Annotated in this window: 13 protein-coding genes; 6 read left to right on the forward strand and 7 right to left on the reverse strand. The window is 41.4% G+C overall.

Translation table 11 applies throughout. The features are described 5' to 3' along the window. Nucleotides 1-448: 448 nt before the first annotated feature. From K0S23_RS07290 to dusB, 6 genes are all read left to right on the forward strand, one after another. Nucleotides 449-1,303, forward strand: coding sequence for a DUF4846 domain-containing protein (locus K0S23_RS07290; RefSeq protein WP_300355774.1), 855 nt, complete (start codon nucleotides 449-451; stop codon nucleotides 1,301-1,303). 129 nt (nucleotides 1,304-1,432) lie between these two features. Next, entirely contained in the window at nucleotides 1,433-2,215 is a 783-nt protein-coding gene (gene map / locus K0S23_RS07295) for a type I methionyl aminopeptidase (protein ID WP_300355775.1), read from the forward strand. After that, nucleotides 2,208-2,795, forward strand: a complete 588-nt coding sequence (locus tag K0S23_RS07300) for a hypothetical protein (protein WP_300355776.1) — start codon at nucleotides 2,208-2,210, stop codon at nucleotides 2,793-2,795. Before map ends, K0S23_RS07300 begins: the two co-directional genes overlap by 8 nt. 43 nt (nucleotides 2,796-2,838) lie before the next feature. Further along, complete coding sequence (locus tag K0S23_RS07305; RefSeq protein WP_300355777.1) at nucleotides 2,839-4,434, forward strand: hypothetical protein; 1,596 nt, start codon at nucleotides 2,839-2,841, stop codon at nucleotides 4,432-4,434. 109 nt (nucleotides 4,435-4,543) lie between these two features. After that, on the forward strand, nucleotides 4,544-6,787 hold the full coding sequence (locus tag K0S23_RS07310) for a DUF2339 domain-containing protein (RefSeq protein ID WP_300355778.1): 2,244 nt from the start codon (nucleotides 4,544-4,546) through the stop codon (nucleotides 6,785-6,787). A 98-nt stretch (nucleotides 6,788-6,885) separates the two neighbouring features. Continuing rightward, nucleotides 6,886-7,887: a tRNA dihydrouridine synthase DusB gene (gene dusB / locus K0S23_RS07315; protein ID WP_300355779.1), complete on the forward strand. Its 1,002-nt coding sequence runs from the start codon at nucleotides 6,886-6,888 to the stop codon at nucleotides 7,885-7,887. Between the two features lie 112 nt (nucleotides 7,888-7,999). On the opposite strand, the gene K0S23_RS07320 is transcribed toward dusB, so the two are convergent. The 7 genes from K0S23_RS07320 to K0S23_RS07350 form a co-directional block, all read right to left on the reverse strand. Next, nucleotides 8,000-8,347: a hypothetical protein gene (locus tag K0S23_RS07320; RefSeq protein ID WP_300355780.1), complete on the reverse strand. Its 348-nt coding sequence runs from the start codon at nucleotides 8,345-8,347 to the stop codon at nucleotides 8,000-8,002. Nucleotides 8,348-8,356: 9 nt separating this feature from the next. Further along, the gene (gene recG / locus K0S23_RS07325) at nucleotides 8,357-10,456 is read right to left on the reverse strand and encodes an ATP-dependent DNA helicase RecG (RefSeq protein WP_300355781.1); all 2,100 of its coding nucleotides are present in this window, start codon (nucleotides 10,454-10,456) and stop codon (nucleotides 8,357-8,359) included. Nucleotides 10,457-10,735: 279 nt separating this feature from the next. Continuing rightward, on the reverse strand, nucleotides 10,736-12,739 hold the full coding sequence (locus tag K0S23_RS07330) for a cytochrome c biogenesis protein CcdA (protein WP_300355782.1): 2,004 nt from the start codon (nucleotides 12,737-12,739) through the stop codon (nucleotides 10,736-10,738). A 100-nt stretch (nucleotides 12,740-12,839) separates the two neighbouring features. Next, nucleotides 12,840-13,274, reverse strand: a complete 435-nt coding sequence (locus K0S23_RS07335) for a protein-disulfide reductase DsbD domain-containing protein (RefSeq protein WP_300355783.1) — start codon at nucleotides 13,272-13,274, stop codon at nucleotides 12,840-12,842. A gap of 77 nt (nucleotides 13,275-13,351) precedes the next feature. Next, entirely contained in the window at nucleotides 13,352-13,621 is a 270-nt protein-coding gene (locus tag K0S23_RS07340; protein ID WP_300355784.1) for a hypothetical protein, read from the reverse strand. 91 nt (nucleotides 13,622-13,712) lie between these two features. After that, nucleotides 13,713-14,948 (reverse strand): tRNA lysidine(34) synthetase TilS, encoded by a 1,236-nt coding sequence (tilS, locus tag K0S23_RS07345; RefSeq protein ID WP_300355785.1) that lies wholly within the window; start codon nucleotides 14,946-14,948, stop codon nucleotides 13,713-13,715. Then, nucleotides 14,936-16,120, reverse strand: coding sequence for an anthranilate synthase component I family protein (locus K0S23_RS07350; protein ID WP_300355786.1), 1,185 nt, complete (start codon nucleotides 16,118-16,120; stop codon nucleotides 14,936-14,938). The genes tilS and K0S23_RS07350 overlap by 13 nt, the downstream gene beginning before the upstream one ends. Nucleotides 16,121-16,165 lie beyond the last annotated feature (45 nt).

A 16,165-nucleotide genomic window follows, 5' to 3' on the forward strand; every position in this document is an offset into this window, starting at 1 on the left:
AGACTGAGGCTCCGTCTCACTTGATCCGAAGCGATCATTTGTTTGATCTGCTTTGGTCAAGACGGAAAAGCCGAGGGATAACGCACTAGCTGACGAAGACCGAGGTTCTGTCCGTCATTTGACGGACAGGAAACCAAGGGGTATAGCTACTATATTCCATAGTTAAAGCATATTTACAGTATGGATGAAGCATAGATAAAGCATAGATAAAGCATAGATATAGTTACGTTTGTATATGTTTTTAACACCTAACAGGTATATTTAACTATTCAAATTCGTAATTCGGCATTCGCAATTCTCTCTGTTGGCGCGAGGCTCCGGCTCGTGCTGCCATTGTCTTTAATTTTTCGTGCCACAGTTTCGTCTTAAGTCCTAATATCCTAATGTCCTAAAATCCCCCGTTAATCCAAATATTCCTTATCTTACTCAAAACTTCTAAACCCTAATAATGCGTTTCTTCCCTCTTTCCGCGTTCTCAGTAACGGTACTTCTTTTTATAACTGGCTGTGAGCTCAATCCTTCCAAAACAGTGAATGGAGTTTATGCAGATGAACAATTAACAGATACTTCCGGGACGAGTATTGCAACGCGTTTCCTGCCCCCCGACGGTTATGAACGAAAACCGCAGGACAGCAGCAGTTTCGGATTCTACTTGCGCAATCTCCCGCTTAAAAAACATGGTTCCGCTGTTCATTTATACGATGGAAGTTTAAAGGGAAATCAAAGTGCACATGTTGCGGTGATTAATATGTCTGTCGGAAACAGGGATTTACAGCAGTGTGCGGATGCGGTAATGCGTTTGCGCGGAGAATACTTGTTTCGTAACAAGATGTTTTCGGACATTCATTTTCGCTTTGTAAGCGGATTCAATTGTGAGTATACTAAATGGCGTGAAGGAAACCGTGTAGCACTGAAGGGAAATGCTGTTTTTTGGCAGAAATCGGCTGCGGCGGATAAAAGTTATGCTTCTTTCCTGAAATACATGGAAACGGTGTTCAATTACGCAAGCACACTTTCATTGAACAAAGAGTTGCGTTCCATTGAATTGAAGGATGTGGAGATCGGTGATGTGCTGATCCGTGGCGGGTCACCCGGACATGCAGTAATTGTGGTGGATCTGGCAGAAAACGCGGATGGTGAAAAACTGGTGCTCTTAGCTCAAAGTTACATGCCTGCCCAGGAAATACAGGTATTGATGAATCCGATGAACAGAACAATTTCGCCCTGGTACAATCTGAATGAAGGAATGAAGATCTATACTGCTGAGTACACCTTCGAGAAGTTTCAACTGAAACGGTTTTAGATAGAATCGTGAACTCCAAATTCCAAATACAAAATAACCTGGGTTCGCCAGAGTAAACCTTTTGCATTTTGCATTTTCAATTTTGAATTTAAAAGTATCTTTGCATCAATGAATTTCCTGAATAAGAGTATGATTAAATATAAGACAGCCGAAGAAATTGAAATTATGCGCCAGGCAGCTCTGGTTGTTAGCAGAACATTAGGGAAGGTGGCGGAAATGATTCGCCCGGGAATAACCCCGCTTGAGTTGGATCAAATGGCCGAAGCTTATATTCGCTCTCAGGACGCAATTCCGGGATTCTTGGGATTATACGGATGCCCGAGTACCTTGCTTATTTCGGTAAATGAACAGGTAGTTCACGGCTTGCCTACTGAACGACCAATCCAGGAAGGAGACATCGTTTCTGTGGATTGTGGAGCTGTTTACAAAGGATATTACGGAGATCACGCTTATACTTTTGCAATCGGTAAAGTTTCCGAAGCAAAGAGAAAATTGCTCGATGTTACTTTGGAGTGTTTGTATTTGGGAATTGACCAGGCCCAGGTAGGAAATAGAATGGATGATATCGGTTGGGCAATTCAAACGCATGCTGAAAAACATGGTTACGGAGTTGTTCGCGAACTGGTAGGTCATGGTTTGGGAAAAACACTGCATGAAGATCCGCAGGTTCCGAACTATGGAAAAAGAGGTCGTGGAAAAAAGATCATGAATGGTTTAACCATTGCCATCGAACCAATGATCAATATGGGTACGGAAAAAGTTATTCAATTGGAGGATAACTGGACGATCGTCACTGCTGATGGTCAGCCGAGTGCTCACTTTGAACACGATATTGCGGTAGTAGACGGTAAACCGGTAATTCTTTCAACATTCGATTACATCGAAGAAGCTTTGGCTAAGAAAAATGACTAGTGAGCGCATTGTTCTTTTAAGTATTCTGACGGCTTGTATTTACGCAACAACCATTTTTGCGGAAAGCGGTATGTTTATCTTACCTTTTGGTGTTTTCAAACCGGCTCTTTTTGCATTGGCTGTTCTTTTGGTAATTGTCAATAAACGGTTCGGATGGCAGGAAATAAGTTTGTTGCTTGCCACTTTTTCACTGGCTCTGTCATCTAAGCTATTATTGCAATTGGTGATCTCGGATGAAACATTGAATACACACATACCGGAGGTAGAAACATTCGTTTCGTTTTCCTTAATAGCATTCACCTTGTTCTTTTTGTTGTGGCAGGTTTTGATCGCATGGGATGATAAAACCCAGTTCAGGTGGCTTCAAATCGTAAACGCATTGGTGATGCTGACATGTATTTGGATGAACATGTATGCCTGGCTGATTGTGCCCACGTTGATGTGGCTGATGAGTGTTTTCCTAAGCCGCAATCAAAATCCGATGCATAAATCGTTTGCCGGATTGTTCGGATTCGTTGTATTCGGTACCTGGATTTCAGCCTTGGTATTTGGTGCCGATGTGGTTCTTGGAAGTTTGTAACTTTTCAGGTTCCGGGGCATTATTTTGTAAGAATCGACTGTTTATGCAACACCTTTTACTCCTTATTTGCTTATTCCCCTTGATCCTGAATGCTCAAACCATGCAGGAACAAATTGATTTCGTATTGAAAACACCACCGCGAAGCAGTGAAAAGTATTCCAAACCGGCTAAAAAAGATCTGATATTCCTGGAAACAGCATTCAATAATGCCATTTTTTCTGATAAAACCGTGCTGAATGCGGTAAAGGATAAAGTGATTCAGAAAATCGAACTGGTTTATACAACTTACAGGAAATCTGAGAAATTCGACCAGCACGGATTGAACAGGAAACGATTGGAGAGCTTATTTTTGGCTGCTCCCAACTGCTTGTCCCAATCGGGAATTGAATGGGTCTTAGTTGCCCAGACAGGATGTAAATCTGCAGAAGAAGGAACGAATTTCTTTCATGGCTTTGTAATTACTTACCGTGATCTTCCTGACGAAGTTTCTGTAAAGGTGGAATCGAATTTTCTTCGCGAAGTTGCATCCGGGAAGATCAAATCATATGCTTACGACAACTATTTGAAAAGAGAAACCGAAAAACTGGAAAGAGATTCCCTGGAAGATGTGGAACCGGTGATCGTTCTTCCGAAATTTCCGCATAGCGAACAGGCACGCATCAACTATTTTTCGAAATACCTCAATTTCCCACCTGAGTCATCGAAACCTGCAAAAGTAGATGTTCAGTTCATTATCAGCAAAGAGGGAAAGATCACGAAGATTGTTTTCCCAAATTCTCCCGGTCCCTCGCCTTATAAAGATGAGGTAAGTGAATTCATTAAGAATATGCCGGATTGGACTCCGGGAACCCTGAATGGTAAACCCACGGAATGCATGGTCCAGTTTTCTGTTGACTTTATGGAACGGGGAAGCGTAGTGCCTTCTCCATTGGAAGTTTTTGCAACCGAAGTTCCCCCAAAAATGAAACCGAAACTGCCTGCATATGACTACAGTGCGATTAAGCCGTCTCCTTCTTCCAACCAGGTAAGCAAAGCACTTACAAAAATGGATTGGTCCAAAGCTACTTTAGTCTGCGATGTAACCGGTAGTATGGCACCATTTAATGCACAGGTAATAGAATTTATCAGTAATCAATTGAAAAATAAGCTTCAGGCTCCTAAGCAGTTTGTGTTTTTCAATGACGGTGATAATCGAAAAGACAAAACAAAGAAAATTGGTCAGACAGGCGGAATTTATACCTATACCTCAGCTAACCTGGATTCGATTTCCGAACAGATGATCTTTGCTATGTCAAAAGGCTCGGGTGGCGATTTGCAGGAGAATAATGTGGAGGCTTTGATCCAGGCTCTGAAAAGTTATCCGAGAACAGAAAAGTTGATCCTGATTGCTGATAACTTCGCTTCTCCCCGGGATATGTCTTTAAGTGGTAATATTGGAATTCCCGTTCATGTGGTGGTTTGCGGCGGAACAGTTTTAAACGAAGATTATTTGGATTTGGCATATCGCACAAAAGGAGCGCTAAGTTTTAATGGGATTGATTATTTAGACTTTCACACTTTTGAAGATGGTTCTACGATGCATATCGGGAAGACAACTTATATTCTAAAAAAAGGTCATTTTGTTCAGAAGAGAGATTGAAAAAAATAAGGGTTTGAAAATCTTTCACCTCTACTTTTTTTGATGTTTTAACAAGCGGTGATAAATCTTATTCCTACATTCACTTAGAAACCAATCGAAACTGAAAACTATGGAGTCTGACAAGGACAAAATTATTCGCCTGGAAGAAGCCTATCGGAAACTGTGGGCTGAACACGAAGATCTGAAGATTCGAATCAAAGAAAACTACGCTGAATTCAAAGTTTTGCGTGATCAGATCGGAATTGAAAAACCAGTTGTTTCAACCCTTTCCGAAGCGATTCCTGTATCATCTGAGGTAACACCGAAACCAGTTACGGCAACTATTCCGGGATCAGAACGGCCAACCCCCGCTCCCAAAAAAGAGAAAACTTCCTGGGAACAGTTTATCGGTGAGCAATTGTTGAGTAAGATTGGAATTGCGATTGTACTGATCGGAGTTGGTATCGGCGCGAAATATGCCATCGACCATAACCTGATCGGAGAAAGCGGGCGGGTTTTTGCAGGCTTTGCTGTTGCATTGGTGTTGGGAATTTTCGCATTTGTTTTCCGTACAAAATACAAATCATTCAGTGCTGTGCTGGCAAGCGGAGCAATCGGTGTCGCTTACTTTATGACATACGCAGCTTACAGTTTTTACCAGTTAATTCCTTCGTCAGTGGCTTTCGGCGGCCTGTTGGTATTGGTTCTGATAGCTGTGTTTTTGGCAATGTATTACAACATGGCCATCATTGCCCATTTGGGATTGATCGGAGCTTATATTCTTCCGCCATTGGTATCAGACGGATCGAAGCATATTTCTTATTACTTGCTGTATATGCTTATTATCAATATCGGGATGCTGATCATTTCAATTGTACGCAAGTGGCCTACTATCCAGTATCCGGTAATTATCTGGACAAGCGCTATCTTCTTGATTTGGTTTAATACCGATTTCAATTTTAAAGCAGATGCAAGTATAGCAGCATCGTATTTAGTAGCTTTCTTCGCTTTGTTCGTTTTCGGAATTGTTGGAAGGAATCATTGGAAGAAAGATGAACTGGTGGGACATCAGCTGGTTCAGCTTGTTTTGGTCGGGATCTGTTATTTCGGAGCAATAGGTTTTGTGCTGGACAAAGCACCTTTCTGGCAAACGATCGCCTGTAATCTGATCGGTGTTGGAGTATATTATCTGAATAAGATTCTTTTTGAGCGTGAAAACCGACTCGAATTCAAACGTATTTTCCTGGCATTATCCCTGTTCGGCCTATCTAATTTACTCACCTCGTTTTGCGGCGATTATTCTTACATCTACGTGATGGTGACCGGAGTTTTGCTTCTGTTCTGGCTGTCCAAAGAGATTGCACGAAACCTGGAAGAAATCATCGGGATTATTTTATTGGGACTGGCAACACTTTGTGTTCTTATAGAAGTTTTCATCCAGTCTTTCCAAAAGACAGAACTTCCTTATTACCAGAATGAATTAGTGATTACTGTCGGACTGGCTGTAATTGCAATGGGAATAACTTTTGCACTCTTATCCAGGTATCAACCGGAATCCCATAAAAACATCGCCTGGAAAACGGCAGGTATTTTTGCATTACTGTTCGTGCTGTTTGTTGGTTGCTATGCGCTTAGCGTACACATGGAGTACATTCGGGGAACCGAGCTCAAATTGAATGTCGCTGATGTGAAAAAGAGTATGGAGCAGTATCAAAGACTAAACCAGTTCGGAGATACGATGATCTTATGGCAGTATGCCTGGATTTCTCTTTCTGTTCTTGGGATCAGTATCTTCAGAAGATTGGTCTTACGCCGTCAGGAGAACTATTCGAATGGAGCAATGATATTAGGTACTGTGGTTCTTGGAATTTCCCTTTTAGGATTTACCGGAAGTATTTCAAATGTTTTATCTGTTTCTGAAGGAGAAACTTATTGGAATTCTTTCAATTTGGCACATTATGCCTTGTTTGCGGGTGTGATCGGGACCGTTTTATCTGTTCGTTCTTATGGGAAACAGGAGGATTGGACAAAAGCACTTGCTTTGTTAATGATCTTATGGATACTTTCCCTGGAATTGGTGCAGTGGTCTTTGGTTTCCGGATTTGGAGCAGGTTACAAGATCCTTTTATCGGTATTGTGGGTATTCTTTGCTGTTGTCATGATTGTAATTGGGATCAAGCGAAAACAAGCCATTATGCGGATTACAGCTATGGTTATCTTGGGTCTTACCATGTTGAAGATGTTCTTTTATGATTTAAGTACTTTGAGTACGATCTATAAAACGGTTGTATTTATTGCAATCGGAGGATTGTTGCTGGTCGGTGCTTATTTCTATCAGACTTTATCTAAACAGGAAGAAGTGCAGAATGAGTAAGTGATATTAGGGTACTAAGACTTCAAGACTAGAAGAGATTCGGTCTTAATGTCCTAATATCTTAACGTCCTAAAATCTAAATTCTCTATCTTTGCACCATGGTAAAAATCCGTGATATCGAATTGGGTGAATTTCCACTTCTTTTGGCACCGATGGAAGACGTGAGTGATCCGCCTTTCAGGGCTCTTTGTAAGAAACATGGAGCTGATTTGATGTACACTGAATTTATTTCCTCGGAAGGATTGATCAGGGATGCGATTAAGAGTCGGCAGAAACTGGATATCTTTGATTATGAAAAGCCGATTGGAATTCAAATCTTTGGTGGTGATGAGGATGCAATGGCTATGTCAGCAAAAATTGTAGATGCCACGAATCCGGATCTGTTGGACATCAATTTCGGTTGTCCGGTAAAGAAAGTGGTTTGCAAAGGGGCTGGGGCCGGAGTTTTAAAAGATGTGGATCTGATGGTTCGCCTGACAAAAGCCTGTATCAATTCCACCAAATTGCCTGTTACCGTTAAAACCCGCCTGGGTTGGGATCATTCGATGATCAACATTATGGAAGTTGCAGAAAGACTTCAGGATATTGGTGTGGAAGCTTTGTCTATTCATGGGCGAACACGTGCCCAGATGTATAAAGGTGAAGCGGACTGGAGTTATATTGCAGAAGTAAAGAACAATCCGCGAATCAAGATACCGATTTTTGGAAACGGAGATATCGATACTCCCGAAAAAGCGCTGGAATATAAAAATCGTTACGGAGTTGATGGGATCATGGTTGGTCGTGCAAGCATCGGTTATCCATGGATTTTTAATGAGATAAAACACTTTATGGCGACTGGAGAACACTTAGCTGCTCCGGGAGTAAAAGACAGGGTAGAGGCAGCCAGGGATCATTTGATGATGAGTGTGAACTGGAAGGGAGAACGTTTGGGAGTTGTTGAAATGAAACGCCATTATACGAATTACTTCAAAGGAATTGCTCATTTCAAAGAATACAGAACCAAATTGGTAACTTCTTTTGATTTGCAGGAGATCCTGGACACGCTTTCCTACCTGGAAGAGAATTCGGAAGAGTTTATCTTTTCGAATCCGGTTTAGAAAACACTATTGTTTCTGGTTGAAATCATTGGTTTAGTTGCATGTTCGCGATATTGCGAACAGCCCTTTATTTAACTGTGTTTCCGGATGATAATTGGTCGCAGATTCGGAATTAATTCACTGTTTTTTTATAGGTATACTTCACCCGCACATGTTCGAATGGTGCATAGCGCGTTCCGGCAGTAAATGTCAGTTTTTTAGCCGCATTTTCAGCTTTCATTCTGGAAGGGGTAGACTTGATAGTTGACTGCTCGCCGATGATTTTTGTTCCGGTTACAATTCCTTCGCGGTTAACGGCTAATTCTACGACAACTGTTCCATCAGCTATACTTGGAATAGTGAAGGTCTCTTCGGTTGTCAGTAATTTGCGGCCCGAGTCAACCAGTGTTCCTGTAAGTACTTGTGATTCAGCCTGGGAATAGCTCAAAAAAGCAATTGTAAGTAGAAATAATTTTTTCATTGTTCAAGTTTACGAAATTTCTGCCCAATTTGGTTTGTCCTGAAGCCTTTTTATTGCCTCAATCCGCAAGAACGTATGTTCCGGTTTCTCCAATCTTGGATCGTCTGTTAAAAGCTCTCTTGCTTTCTCCCTGGCTAATGCAACAAGCGGGCCATCTTTTGCCAGATCTGCAATTTTCAAATCCAGGTTACCGCTTTGCTGGGTTCCCATGATGTCTCCCGGGCCTCTCAATTCCAAATCGACTTCCGAAATTTCAAATCCGTCGTTGGTGCGAACCATGGTGTGAATGCGTTTTTTGGTGTCAGCAGACAACTTATTGCCCGTCATCAGTAAACAGTAGGACTGCTCAGCTCCACGTCCCACACGGCCCCGTAACTGGTGCAATTGAGATAATCCGAAGCGCTCGGAACTTTCGATCACCATAACCGATGCGTTCGGAACATTTACTCCTACTTCAATGACCGTTGTTGCAACCATTATCTGGGTTTTACCTTCAACAAACTGCTGCATTTCGTAGTCTTTCACATCGGGTTTCATTTTTCCGTGCACAATGCTTACACGGTAATCCGGAAGCGGGAATGAGCGGCTGATCGCTTCGTAGCCATCCATCAGGTTGTTGTAATCCAGGGTTTCGGATTCCTGTATTAAGGGATATACAATATAGATCTGTCGTCCTAAAGCAATTTCCTTACGGATAAAGCCAAAAACCAGGGAACGGTCTTTTTCAAAATGATGTTTTGTGGTAATTGGTTTTCTCCCCGGGGGAAGTTCATCAATAACTGAAACATCGAGATCTCCGTAATAGGTCATTGCAAGTGTTCGCGGGATCGGAGTAGCAGTCATGACTAATATATGCGGTGGCGAAGTGTTTTTCTTCCACAAACGCGAACGCTGTTCCACACCAAAGCGATGTTGTTCGTCAATTACTACGAGCCCCAGGTTTTTAAACTGAACAATGTCTTCCAGGAGTGCATGTGTTCCTACCAGGATGTCTATTTCTCCGCTAAGAAGTTGTTCGTGGATAATCTTCCGTGTTGCTTTTTTCGTGGATCCAGTAAGTATGGCGATTTTAACAGGGGTACCTTCAAGTAATTCGCTTAAACCTGTGAAATGCTGATTCGCTAAAATTTCTGTCGGAGCCATAAGTGCTCCCTGTAATCCGGAACCTATTCCCATTAAAATGGTGAGTAAGGCTACGACTGTTTTTCCACTTCCAACATCTCCCTGCAGCAAGCGGTTCATTTGAAAACCAGAACCAATATCCCTTCGGATTTCTTTCAGTACTTTCTTTTGGGCATTGGTTAGTGGAAAGGGTAGATGGTGTTCGTAGAAATCGTGAAAGATTCTCCCTACTTCCGAAACAACCTGGCCGCTGCTTTTCTGCATGTTGATCGACTTTCTCAGAAGTAATTCGATCTGGAGATGTAATAGCTCTTCGAGCTTGAAACGTGTCCGTGCCCTTTGAGCCAACGTAACATCTGCCGGCATGTGAATTGCACGAATAGCAGCTCCAAATGCCGGAAGTTTTAATTCTTTGATAAATTTCGGAGGGATCGTTTCTTCAAAATATACTTTTGTCGCCAGATCCAGAAGACCTTCTACCAACTTCTGAATACCTTTCGAGTGTAAGCCAGAAGCATTCAGTTTTTCGGTAGAGGAATAAACAGGCTGCCATCCCATGCTTGCTTCGTTTCCTGTTGCAGGTGTTAATTCGGGATGGGAAATGTTCCAGGTATTCAGATAAGGTTTTGCTTTGCCAAAAACAATGTAGGTGGTGTTTAATTTCAGGTTCGGTAAAATATACTTGTAACCCTGAAACCAGAGTAAGTCGATAATGCCCGTATTGTCCTGGAATTTTACATTCAAACGCTTTTGTCTTCCGGTTCCGGTCTCCGAAACAGAGATGATCTGACCTTTCAATTGCACGTAGCCATCCATTTCAGGAATGTCTCTGATCAAATGAAATTTGGAGCGGTCAATGTACCGAAAAGGGAAGTGGTAAAGCAGGTCGTAATAAGTCGCAATCCCTAATTCGTCCCGGAGTAATTTGGCTCTTTGCGGACCAACTCCTTTGAGGAATTCGATGTGAGTTTGCAACCATTGATTCATGTTGCGAATTTAGCTAATTGGATATTAAGATGCTTGAAAAAGAAGGGAAGTCTTAAATATTTAATCGATGGATTAAATTGAAGGTTTTCAGTCGTAGTGAAGCAGGAACCCTGTAAATGATAAATGGAGTCCAGACAGGCGTCCGAACTCCATTCACTAATCAACCTAACCTAACCACCTAAATCAGTACAAAGTTACATGTATTTTGTGATTAAGGAAAATATTTTTAGTTAAAATTATTTTAATACAGGGTTTTTATAGATGAACGGTAACAATGGATTATTTTTTGTAAGAATCAAGTCCGTTTTCCAACCATTTTTTAAACTCACTGGGATCTTTATGTGTATCGTAAGTTGCTGCTCCTACGTTATGCATTGGCTTTCCATTCTCGTCATACATTATATAATAGGGCTGCGCAGAAACATTAAACTCTTTAATTTCCATGTAACCCCATTTATCACCATAGGTTCGGAGCGTTTTGAATTTTCCTGGAACAAGCTCTACTTTAACTTGTTCATTTTTAGGTAATTTTTTCCGGTCGTCTGTATGTAAAGAAACTATTACCACATCTTTTGTCAAATGTTCAATGACTCCAGGTTCGCCCCAAACACTTTCCTCCATTTTACGACAGTTTACACATGTATATCCAGTGAAATCCACGAATAATGGTTTTCCTACTTTTTTAGAATGCGCCAATGCCAAGTCAAAGTCGTGAAAAACATTTAGTCCTTGAGGACCCAATTCCATGCCCTCGATAAAGGTCTGTTCTCCTTCAGGTTTAGTGGACTCCCCAAGTAATCCTCTTGGAGATTCACTGTAATATTGAGGAGGAGGGAATGCATTAATTAATTTCAAAGGAGCTCCCCATAAACCGGGTAACATGTAAAATACAAACGATAAGGTGAATATTCCGAAAATCCCACGTCCGACAGATACTTTTTCAATTGCATCATCGTGTGGGAATCGGAAGAATCCGAATAGATAAAGGGATAGAACCAAAAAGATACCAATCCAAATTGCAATAAATACTTCACGTTCTAAAATATGTGCCTGCCAAGTGAAATCAGCATTTGATAGGAATTTGAAAGCAAAAGCCAGTTCCAATAAGCCTAGAACAACTTTTACCGTGTTTAACCAGCCTCCTGATTGAGGAAGAGAGTTTAGCCAGCTTGGAAACAATGCAAACAAAGCAAATGGAAGAGCAATTGCACTCGAGAATCCTATCATCCCAATGATTGGTGCAATTCCTCCTTTTTCAACAGCAACTACTAATAGGTTCCCAACAAAAGGTCCTGTACATGAAAACGAAACCAATGCCAAAACCAATGCCATGAAAAAGATTCCAACTACACCGCCTTTATCAGCTTTTGCATCCGCCGAATTCACCCATTTTGCAGGTAATCGAATTTCGAATGCTCCAAGAAATGAAATTGCAAAAACAACTAATAATGCGAAGAAGAATAGGTTCAAATAAGGGTTCGAAGAGATGTTGTTAATTGCCTGTGAATCTTTAGTTACCGCAGTAACGACAGTTCCTAAAACGACATAAATAAGTATGATTGAAAGACCGTATAAAAAGGCATTTTTAATCCCGGTTTTACGATCTTTACTTCGTTTTGTGAAAAAACTCACCGTCATAGGGATCATTGGAAACATGCAAGGAGTTATTAGTGCCAAGAGGCCGCTTCCGAAGGAAATCAGGAAAACTTCCAGCATACTCTTTTTTTCGAGTTCATTTTCGTTTGCCGGTTTCGATTCCTTTTGAATACTTGCGCCTTTTTTGTTCTTCGACTGGTCAATTTCATTATTGTTATCGGGCTGTTTGGAATTGTTTGCTGAAGCAGTGTTTTCTTCTCCAACTACTTCCAATCCCAATTTTCCGTCAGCAGTTTTACATCCCTTCACCGTAACTGAGGCTGTGGATTCAAACGGAGCAAGACAATAACTATTGACTTTACATGTCTGGTAACCGTATTTGATCTTTACTTTGAAGTCTTTATCAGACAGAACTTCAATTTTTTGTCTGAATTTGACAGTTCCGATGTGATATGCCAGATCTTCATCCGATTCTTCGTCGTGATGCAAAATAGGTTTCGGCTCGGTTTGTTTTCCAACCAATTTGAATTCTTTGGAAGGAAGCACGTCAAAGTTGGTAGCAATACCGAATGATCCTTTCGGCAGGAAAAGTGCATTAATTTCCCAGCCCGGAACAACAGTCACTTCTGCTACGATGGTTGACTGACATTTGTCACCTTGTTCAACTGAAAATTTCCATTTGACCATGTCTTCTGGAAATTCAACCTGAGAAATGGATTGGAAAGAACTAAAAGCTAGAATTAGCAGCGAAAAAAATTGGGTAATCCTCATGTGTGATAATTGGATATTATGGAATTGTTATGGAAAAATCGATGTCGACAGGAGGGAGGCACATAACTTCGTTACAAACCATGAAGGTCACATAACCCTTTATTACCTCTCCTGATTTTGCTTTGGCTACTTTGCGCGAAAATGTGACTTCCGTTTTGAAGAAATCCAATGCAGCTTCAAAGTTTTCATCGTATTCGTGAATGGCTTTGGGTTCAATGACTTCACCTTCAAATTTTACATTTGGATTTTCAGTAAATGTAAAGCTGGTTGGAACCGGTCCGATGGTGTTATTAATGTGCTGGCTATATAAATGCCAGCCTTCGGAAATGATTGCTTTCATTTGAATTTCCTTCGTGCCCGGATTGAATGAGAAATCCCATTTCACCCGGTCCTGGGCAAAAAGTGAGGTGCCAATCAATAAAAAAGAGCATAAAAAAAGCAGTCTACGCATGGGCTTTAGTTTGTTTATCCAAAGCTACAAAACGAAAACTGCCTGACAATAGGAGTTTATATACTTTTCTTGAAAAGCTAAAACTTTAATTCCACGATATGATCAATGGGAATCCACATGCCGCCTTTCAGACAAATGTATTTTTGCCCGGTGGCCCAAATGGTTGTATTGACCCGTTTGAGACCTTCGTCATCGTGAAAAATAATGCCGATCTTGTGATGGTAACCATTACCTAATCGTGTAGCTTCTTCTAGTTTTGCGCGAATGTCTGATTGTTGTTCAAACTCAACAGGATGTTTGAAAGACAAATCTTTCACCACCTCTTTTTCGACTGTAACTGGTTCCATTGTGTAGGGTTTTATAGCATGTTCAATCCGAAATTTAATAAAAAAATAATTTCAAAATAACATTTCGTGAAAAAAAATATTCCCTCTTGCTTTATACCTTGTATAGTTTGATTATCAATGAAGTAGCTTGATGAGCTGTGTGGTTTTTTGAAATTGCAATCCCGGGAATCCAAATTATTTCCTCTCCGCTTTTGAAAACGGGGTAGGTCTTTCTCCATTGTTCCGGAATCCCGGAATCCTTTAATAATTTGAAAACCGAACTTTTTCCTTTTACACCGATCCTCCAAATGATATCCGCTGGCCCGGCAATATCTTGTTTGATCGGACCCTTACATTTTCCAGGATCCAGGTACGCTTCCCAATGATTGAAATTTTCCGGTAAGAATTCAACTTCTTCAATCTTGAATTCCCATTGCATTAAATCTGCGAAATTTGAATTCCATGAAAAGCCATCCTTTGTTTTAAATATTGGACTGTTATCGATTTTGGCACTCAACTTTGCGTCTTTCAATTCCCGGATGCGTTCGATAATCCAGAAAGGCCATTTAAACTGATAGCAGCAAACGATCTGCTCTTCAAGTGTGAGGCTTGTCCATTCCTCAAAGGAAATATAAGCTTGTTTCTTCCAGGTTTCCAGTTTCGGGCTTAAGGCAGTTTGAAGCTCCTCTTGTGTTTCGCGAAATGCTTTTTGGATCACTTTAACGGAATCCGTTAATTCGGGATTGGATTCCAGCATTTGAGGAATCAGGACGTTCCGGAGCTGGTTTCGTTTGTAATGGTTTTCCTGATTACTTGCGTCTTCTCTCCACTCTATGTTGCGGTCTATCGCAAAGCGTTTCAAATCGCTTTTCGTGATCTCTAAAAACGGGCGGATAATTCCATTTCGTTCGCGGTGCATTCCCCCCAATCCGAATAGACCTGAACCGCGAAGCAGCTGCAAAAAGAATGTTTCGATCTGGTCATCCTGATGATGTGCCAGGAGAACCCGGTTATTCGGAGATCTTTGAATGAAAGATTGAAACAGTTCATGGCGAAACTTCCTGGCCGCTTCCTGTAAATTGATTCCTTTTCCTTTGGTTACTTCTACCGGGCAGCGAACCACTTCGATCTCCAATTGGTGTTTTTCCGCCAATTCGTGGACAAATGTTTCATCTTTGTCGCTTTCTTCACCTCGTAGCTGGTAATTAACATGAAGAATCAGTGGTTTGTAGCCCAGGTGAACCAGCACTTCGAGTAAAACGGTTGAGTCTAGTCCGCCCGAACAGGCAACGCACAGGTTAAAAGATTCCAATTCTAACCCGGAAACCGCTTCTTTCACCATTGACATGTTCCGAAAAGGGATAAGATTTTGTTTACTTTCACCTTACACTCCTCGTATTCAGCCTCTGCATCCGAGAGAATGGTAATTGCACCGCCAACTCCGCAGGTAAGTTTCTTTGTATCCTTATTATAGACTAAAGTACGGATCAATACGTTCAGATCGAAGTCAGAGTCGGGATAAATTACACCGAAAGAGCCGGAGTAGAATTCACGCGAAAAGCCTTCGTGTTTTTCTGCCAGTTCGACGGCCGCTTTTTTAGGAGCACCGGTCATAGAGCCCATTGGAAAGCTTGCTTTCAGGATATCCGAAAAAGTCATTCCTTCTTTCAATTCACATGAAATAGTTGAGATCATTTGATGGACAGTCGGGAAGGAATAGATTTCACAGAGTTCATCCACCTTCACACTCCCTTTTTCGGCAAGCTGTGACAAATCATTCCGAACCAGGTCCACGATCATGATATTTTCAGCCCGTTCTTTTTGACTGCTTCGCAGGTTGTTGCGATACTGCAGATCCTCCAGGTCTGTTTTTCCTCTTGGAGCAGTTCCTTTAATCGGCTGGGAACTTAAGCGTGTCCCTTTCTTTTGAATAAAACGCTCGGGACTTGCCGAAGCAAGCATCCAGCCCGGAGTTTCTGCCATGGCTGCAAAAGGAGTCGGGTTCTTCTCCCAAATGGTATTAAAATAAGGCTGGATCGACTGAATTTCAATAGGAGAAGATTCAATTAGCTGACAGAAATTCAATTCGTAAACATCGCCCAGCTGAATGTGTTCTTTGATCTTATTTACGCGTTCCAAATAACTTGCTTTGTCGATTTTAGCAGTCCATTCAACAGTTTGTGGGGCTTCATTTCTTTCGAATAGCTGTTCGGCTAATAACTGATGGCTTTCATTGTATTCTCCTTCTAAGAGATAAGCTGTTGTACTCTCATATGAATAGGTGCTTTCAGGTACCCAGACACGAAGTAAAGGTAATTGGTTCGCTGTATGCGGAACATTTAAGATATCCAGTCCCAACTGGTAATTGATAACTGTAAACAAGGTTCTTCCTTCGCGCTCACGCATAAATGTATCGAGTGCATTCCAATTGAGGTCGGGACCCAGGATAAATTCAGATTCACACCCGATTCCAATAAGGAAGGAGTTTTCTGAGTTTCTGAAAAGGGCACGTTCGATCATGATACAAATGTAATTGCGAATTGCAAATTACGAATTACGAATTAC

Source organism: Fluviicola sp. (assembly GCF_029266855.1).
In the GTDB taxonomy this organism is placed as follows: domain Bacteria; phylum Bacteroidota; class Bacteroidia; order Flavobacteriales_D; family Crocinitomicaceae; genus Fluviicola.

What these genes read in the sequence shown, in the direction of transcription:
- dusB (WP_300355779.1), top strand. Translation starts at nt 6,886, where the DNA reads ATGGTAAAAATCCGTGATATCGAATTGGGTGAATTTCCACTTCTTTTG.
- K0S23_RS07350 (WP_300355786.1), bottom strand. Translation starts at nt 16,120, where the DNA reads ATGATCGAACGTGCCCTTTTCAGAAACTCAGAAAACTCCTTCCTTATT.
- K0S23_RS07330 (WP_300355782.1), bottom strand. Translation starts at nt 12,739, where the DNA reads ATGGTCAAATGGAAATTTTCAGTTGAACAAGGTGACAAATGTCAGTCA.
- K0S23_RS07340 (WP_300355784.1), bottom strand. Translation starts at nt 13,621, where the DNA reads ATGGAACCAGTTACAGTCGAAAAAGAGGTGGTGAAAGATTTGTCTTTC.
- K0S23_RS07290 (WP_300355774.1), top strand. Translation starts at nt 449, where the DNA reads ATGCGTTTCTTCCCTCTTTCCGCGTTCTCAGTAACGGTACTTCTTTTT.
- tilS (WP_300355785.1), bottom strand. Translation starts at nt 14,948, where the DNA reads ATGTCAATGGTGAAAGAAGCGGTTTCCGGGTTAGAATTGGAATCTTTT.
- K0S23_RS07335 (WP_300355783.1), bottom strand. Translation starts at nt 13,274, where the DNA reads ATGCGTAGACTGCTTTTTTTATGCTCTTTTTTATTGATTGGCACCTCA.
- K0S23_RS07310 (WP_300355778.1), top strand. Translation starts at nt 4,544, where the DNA reads ATGGAGTCTGACAAGGACAAAATTATTCGCCTGGAAGAAGCCTATCGG.
- map (WP_300355775.1), top strand. Translation starts at nt 1,433, where the DNA reads ATGATTAAATATAAGACAGCCGAAGAAATTGAAATTATGCGCCAGGCA.
- K0S23_RS07320 (WP_300355780.1), bottom strand. Translation starts at nt 8,347, where the DNA reads ATGAAAAAATTATTTCTACTTACAATTGCTTTTTTGAGCTATTCCCAG.
- K0S23_RS07300 (WP_300355776.1), top strand. Translation starts at nt 2,208, where the DNA reads ATGACTAGTGAGCGCATTGTTCTTTTAAGTATTCTGACGGCTTGTATT.
- K0S23_RS07305 (WP_300355777.1), top strand. Translation starts at nt 2,839, where the DNA reads ATGCAACACCTTTTACTCCTTATTTGCTTATTCCCCTTGATCCTGAAT.
- recG (WP_300355781.1), bottom strand. Translation starts at nt 10,456, where the DNA reads ATGAATCAATGGTTGCAAACTCACATCGAATTCCTCAAAGGAGTTGGT.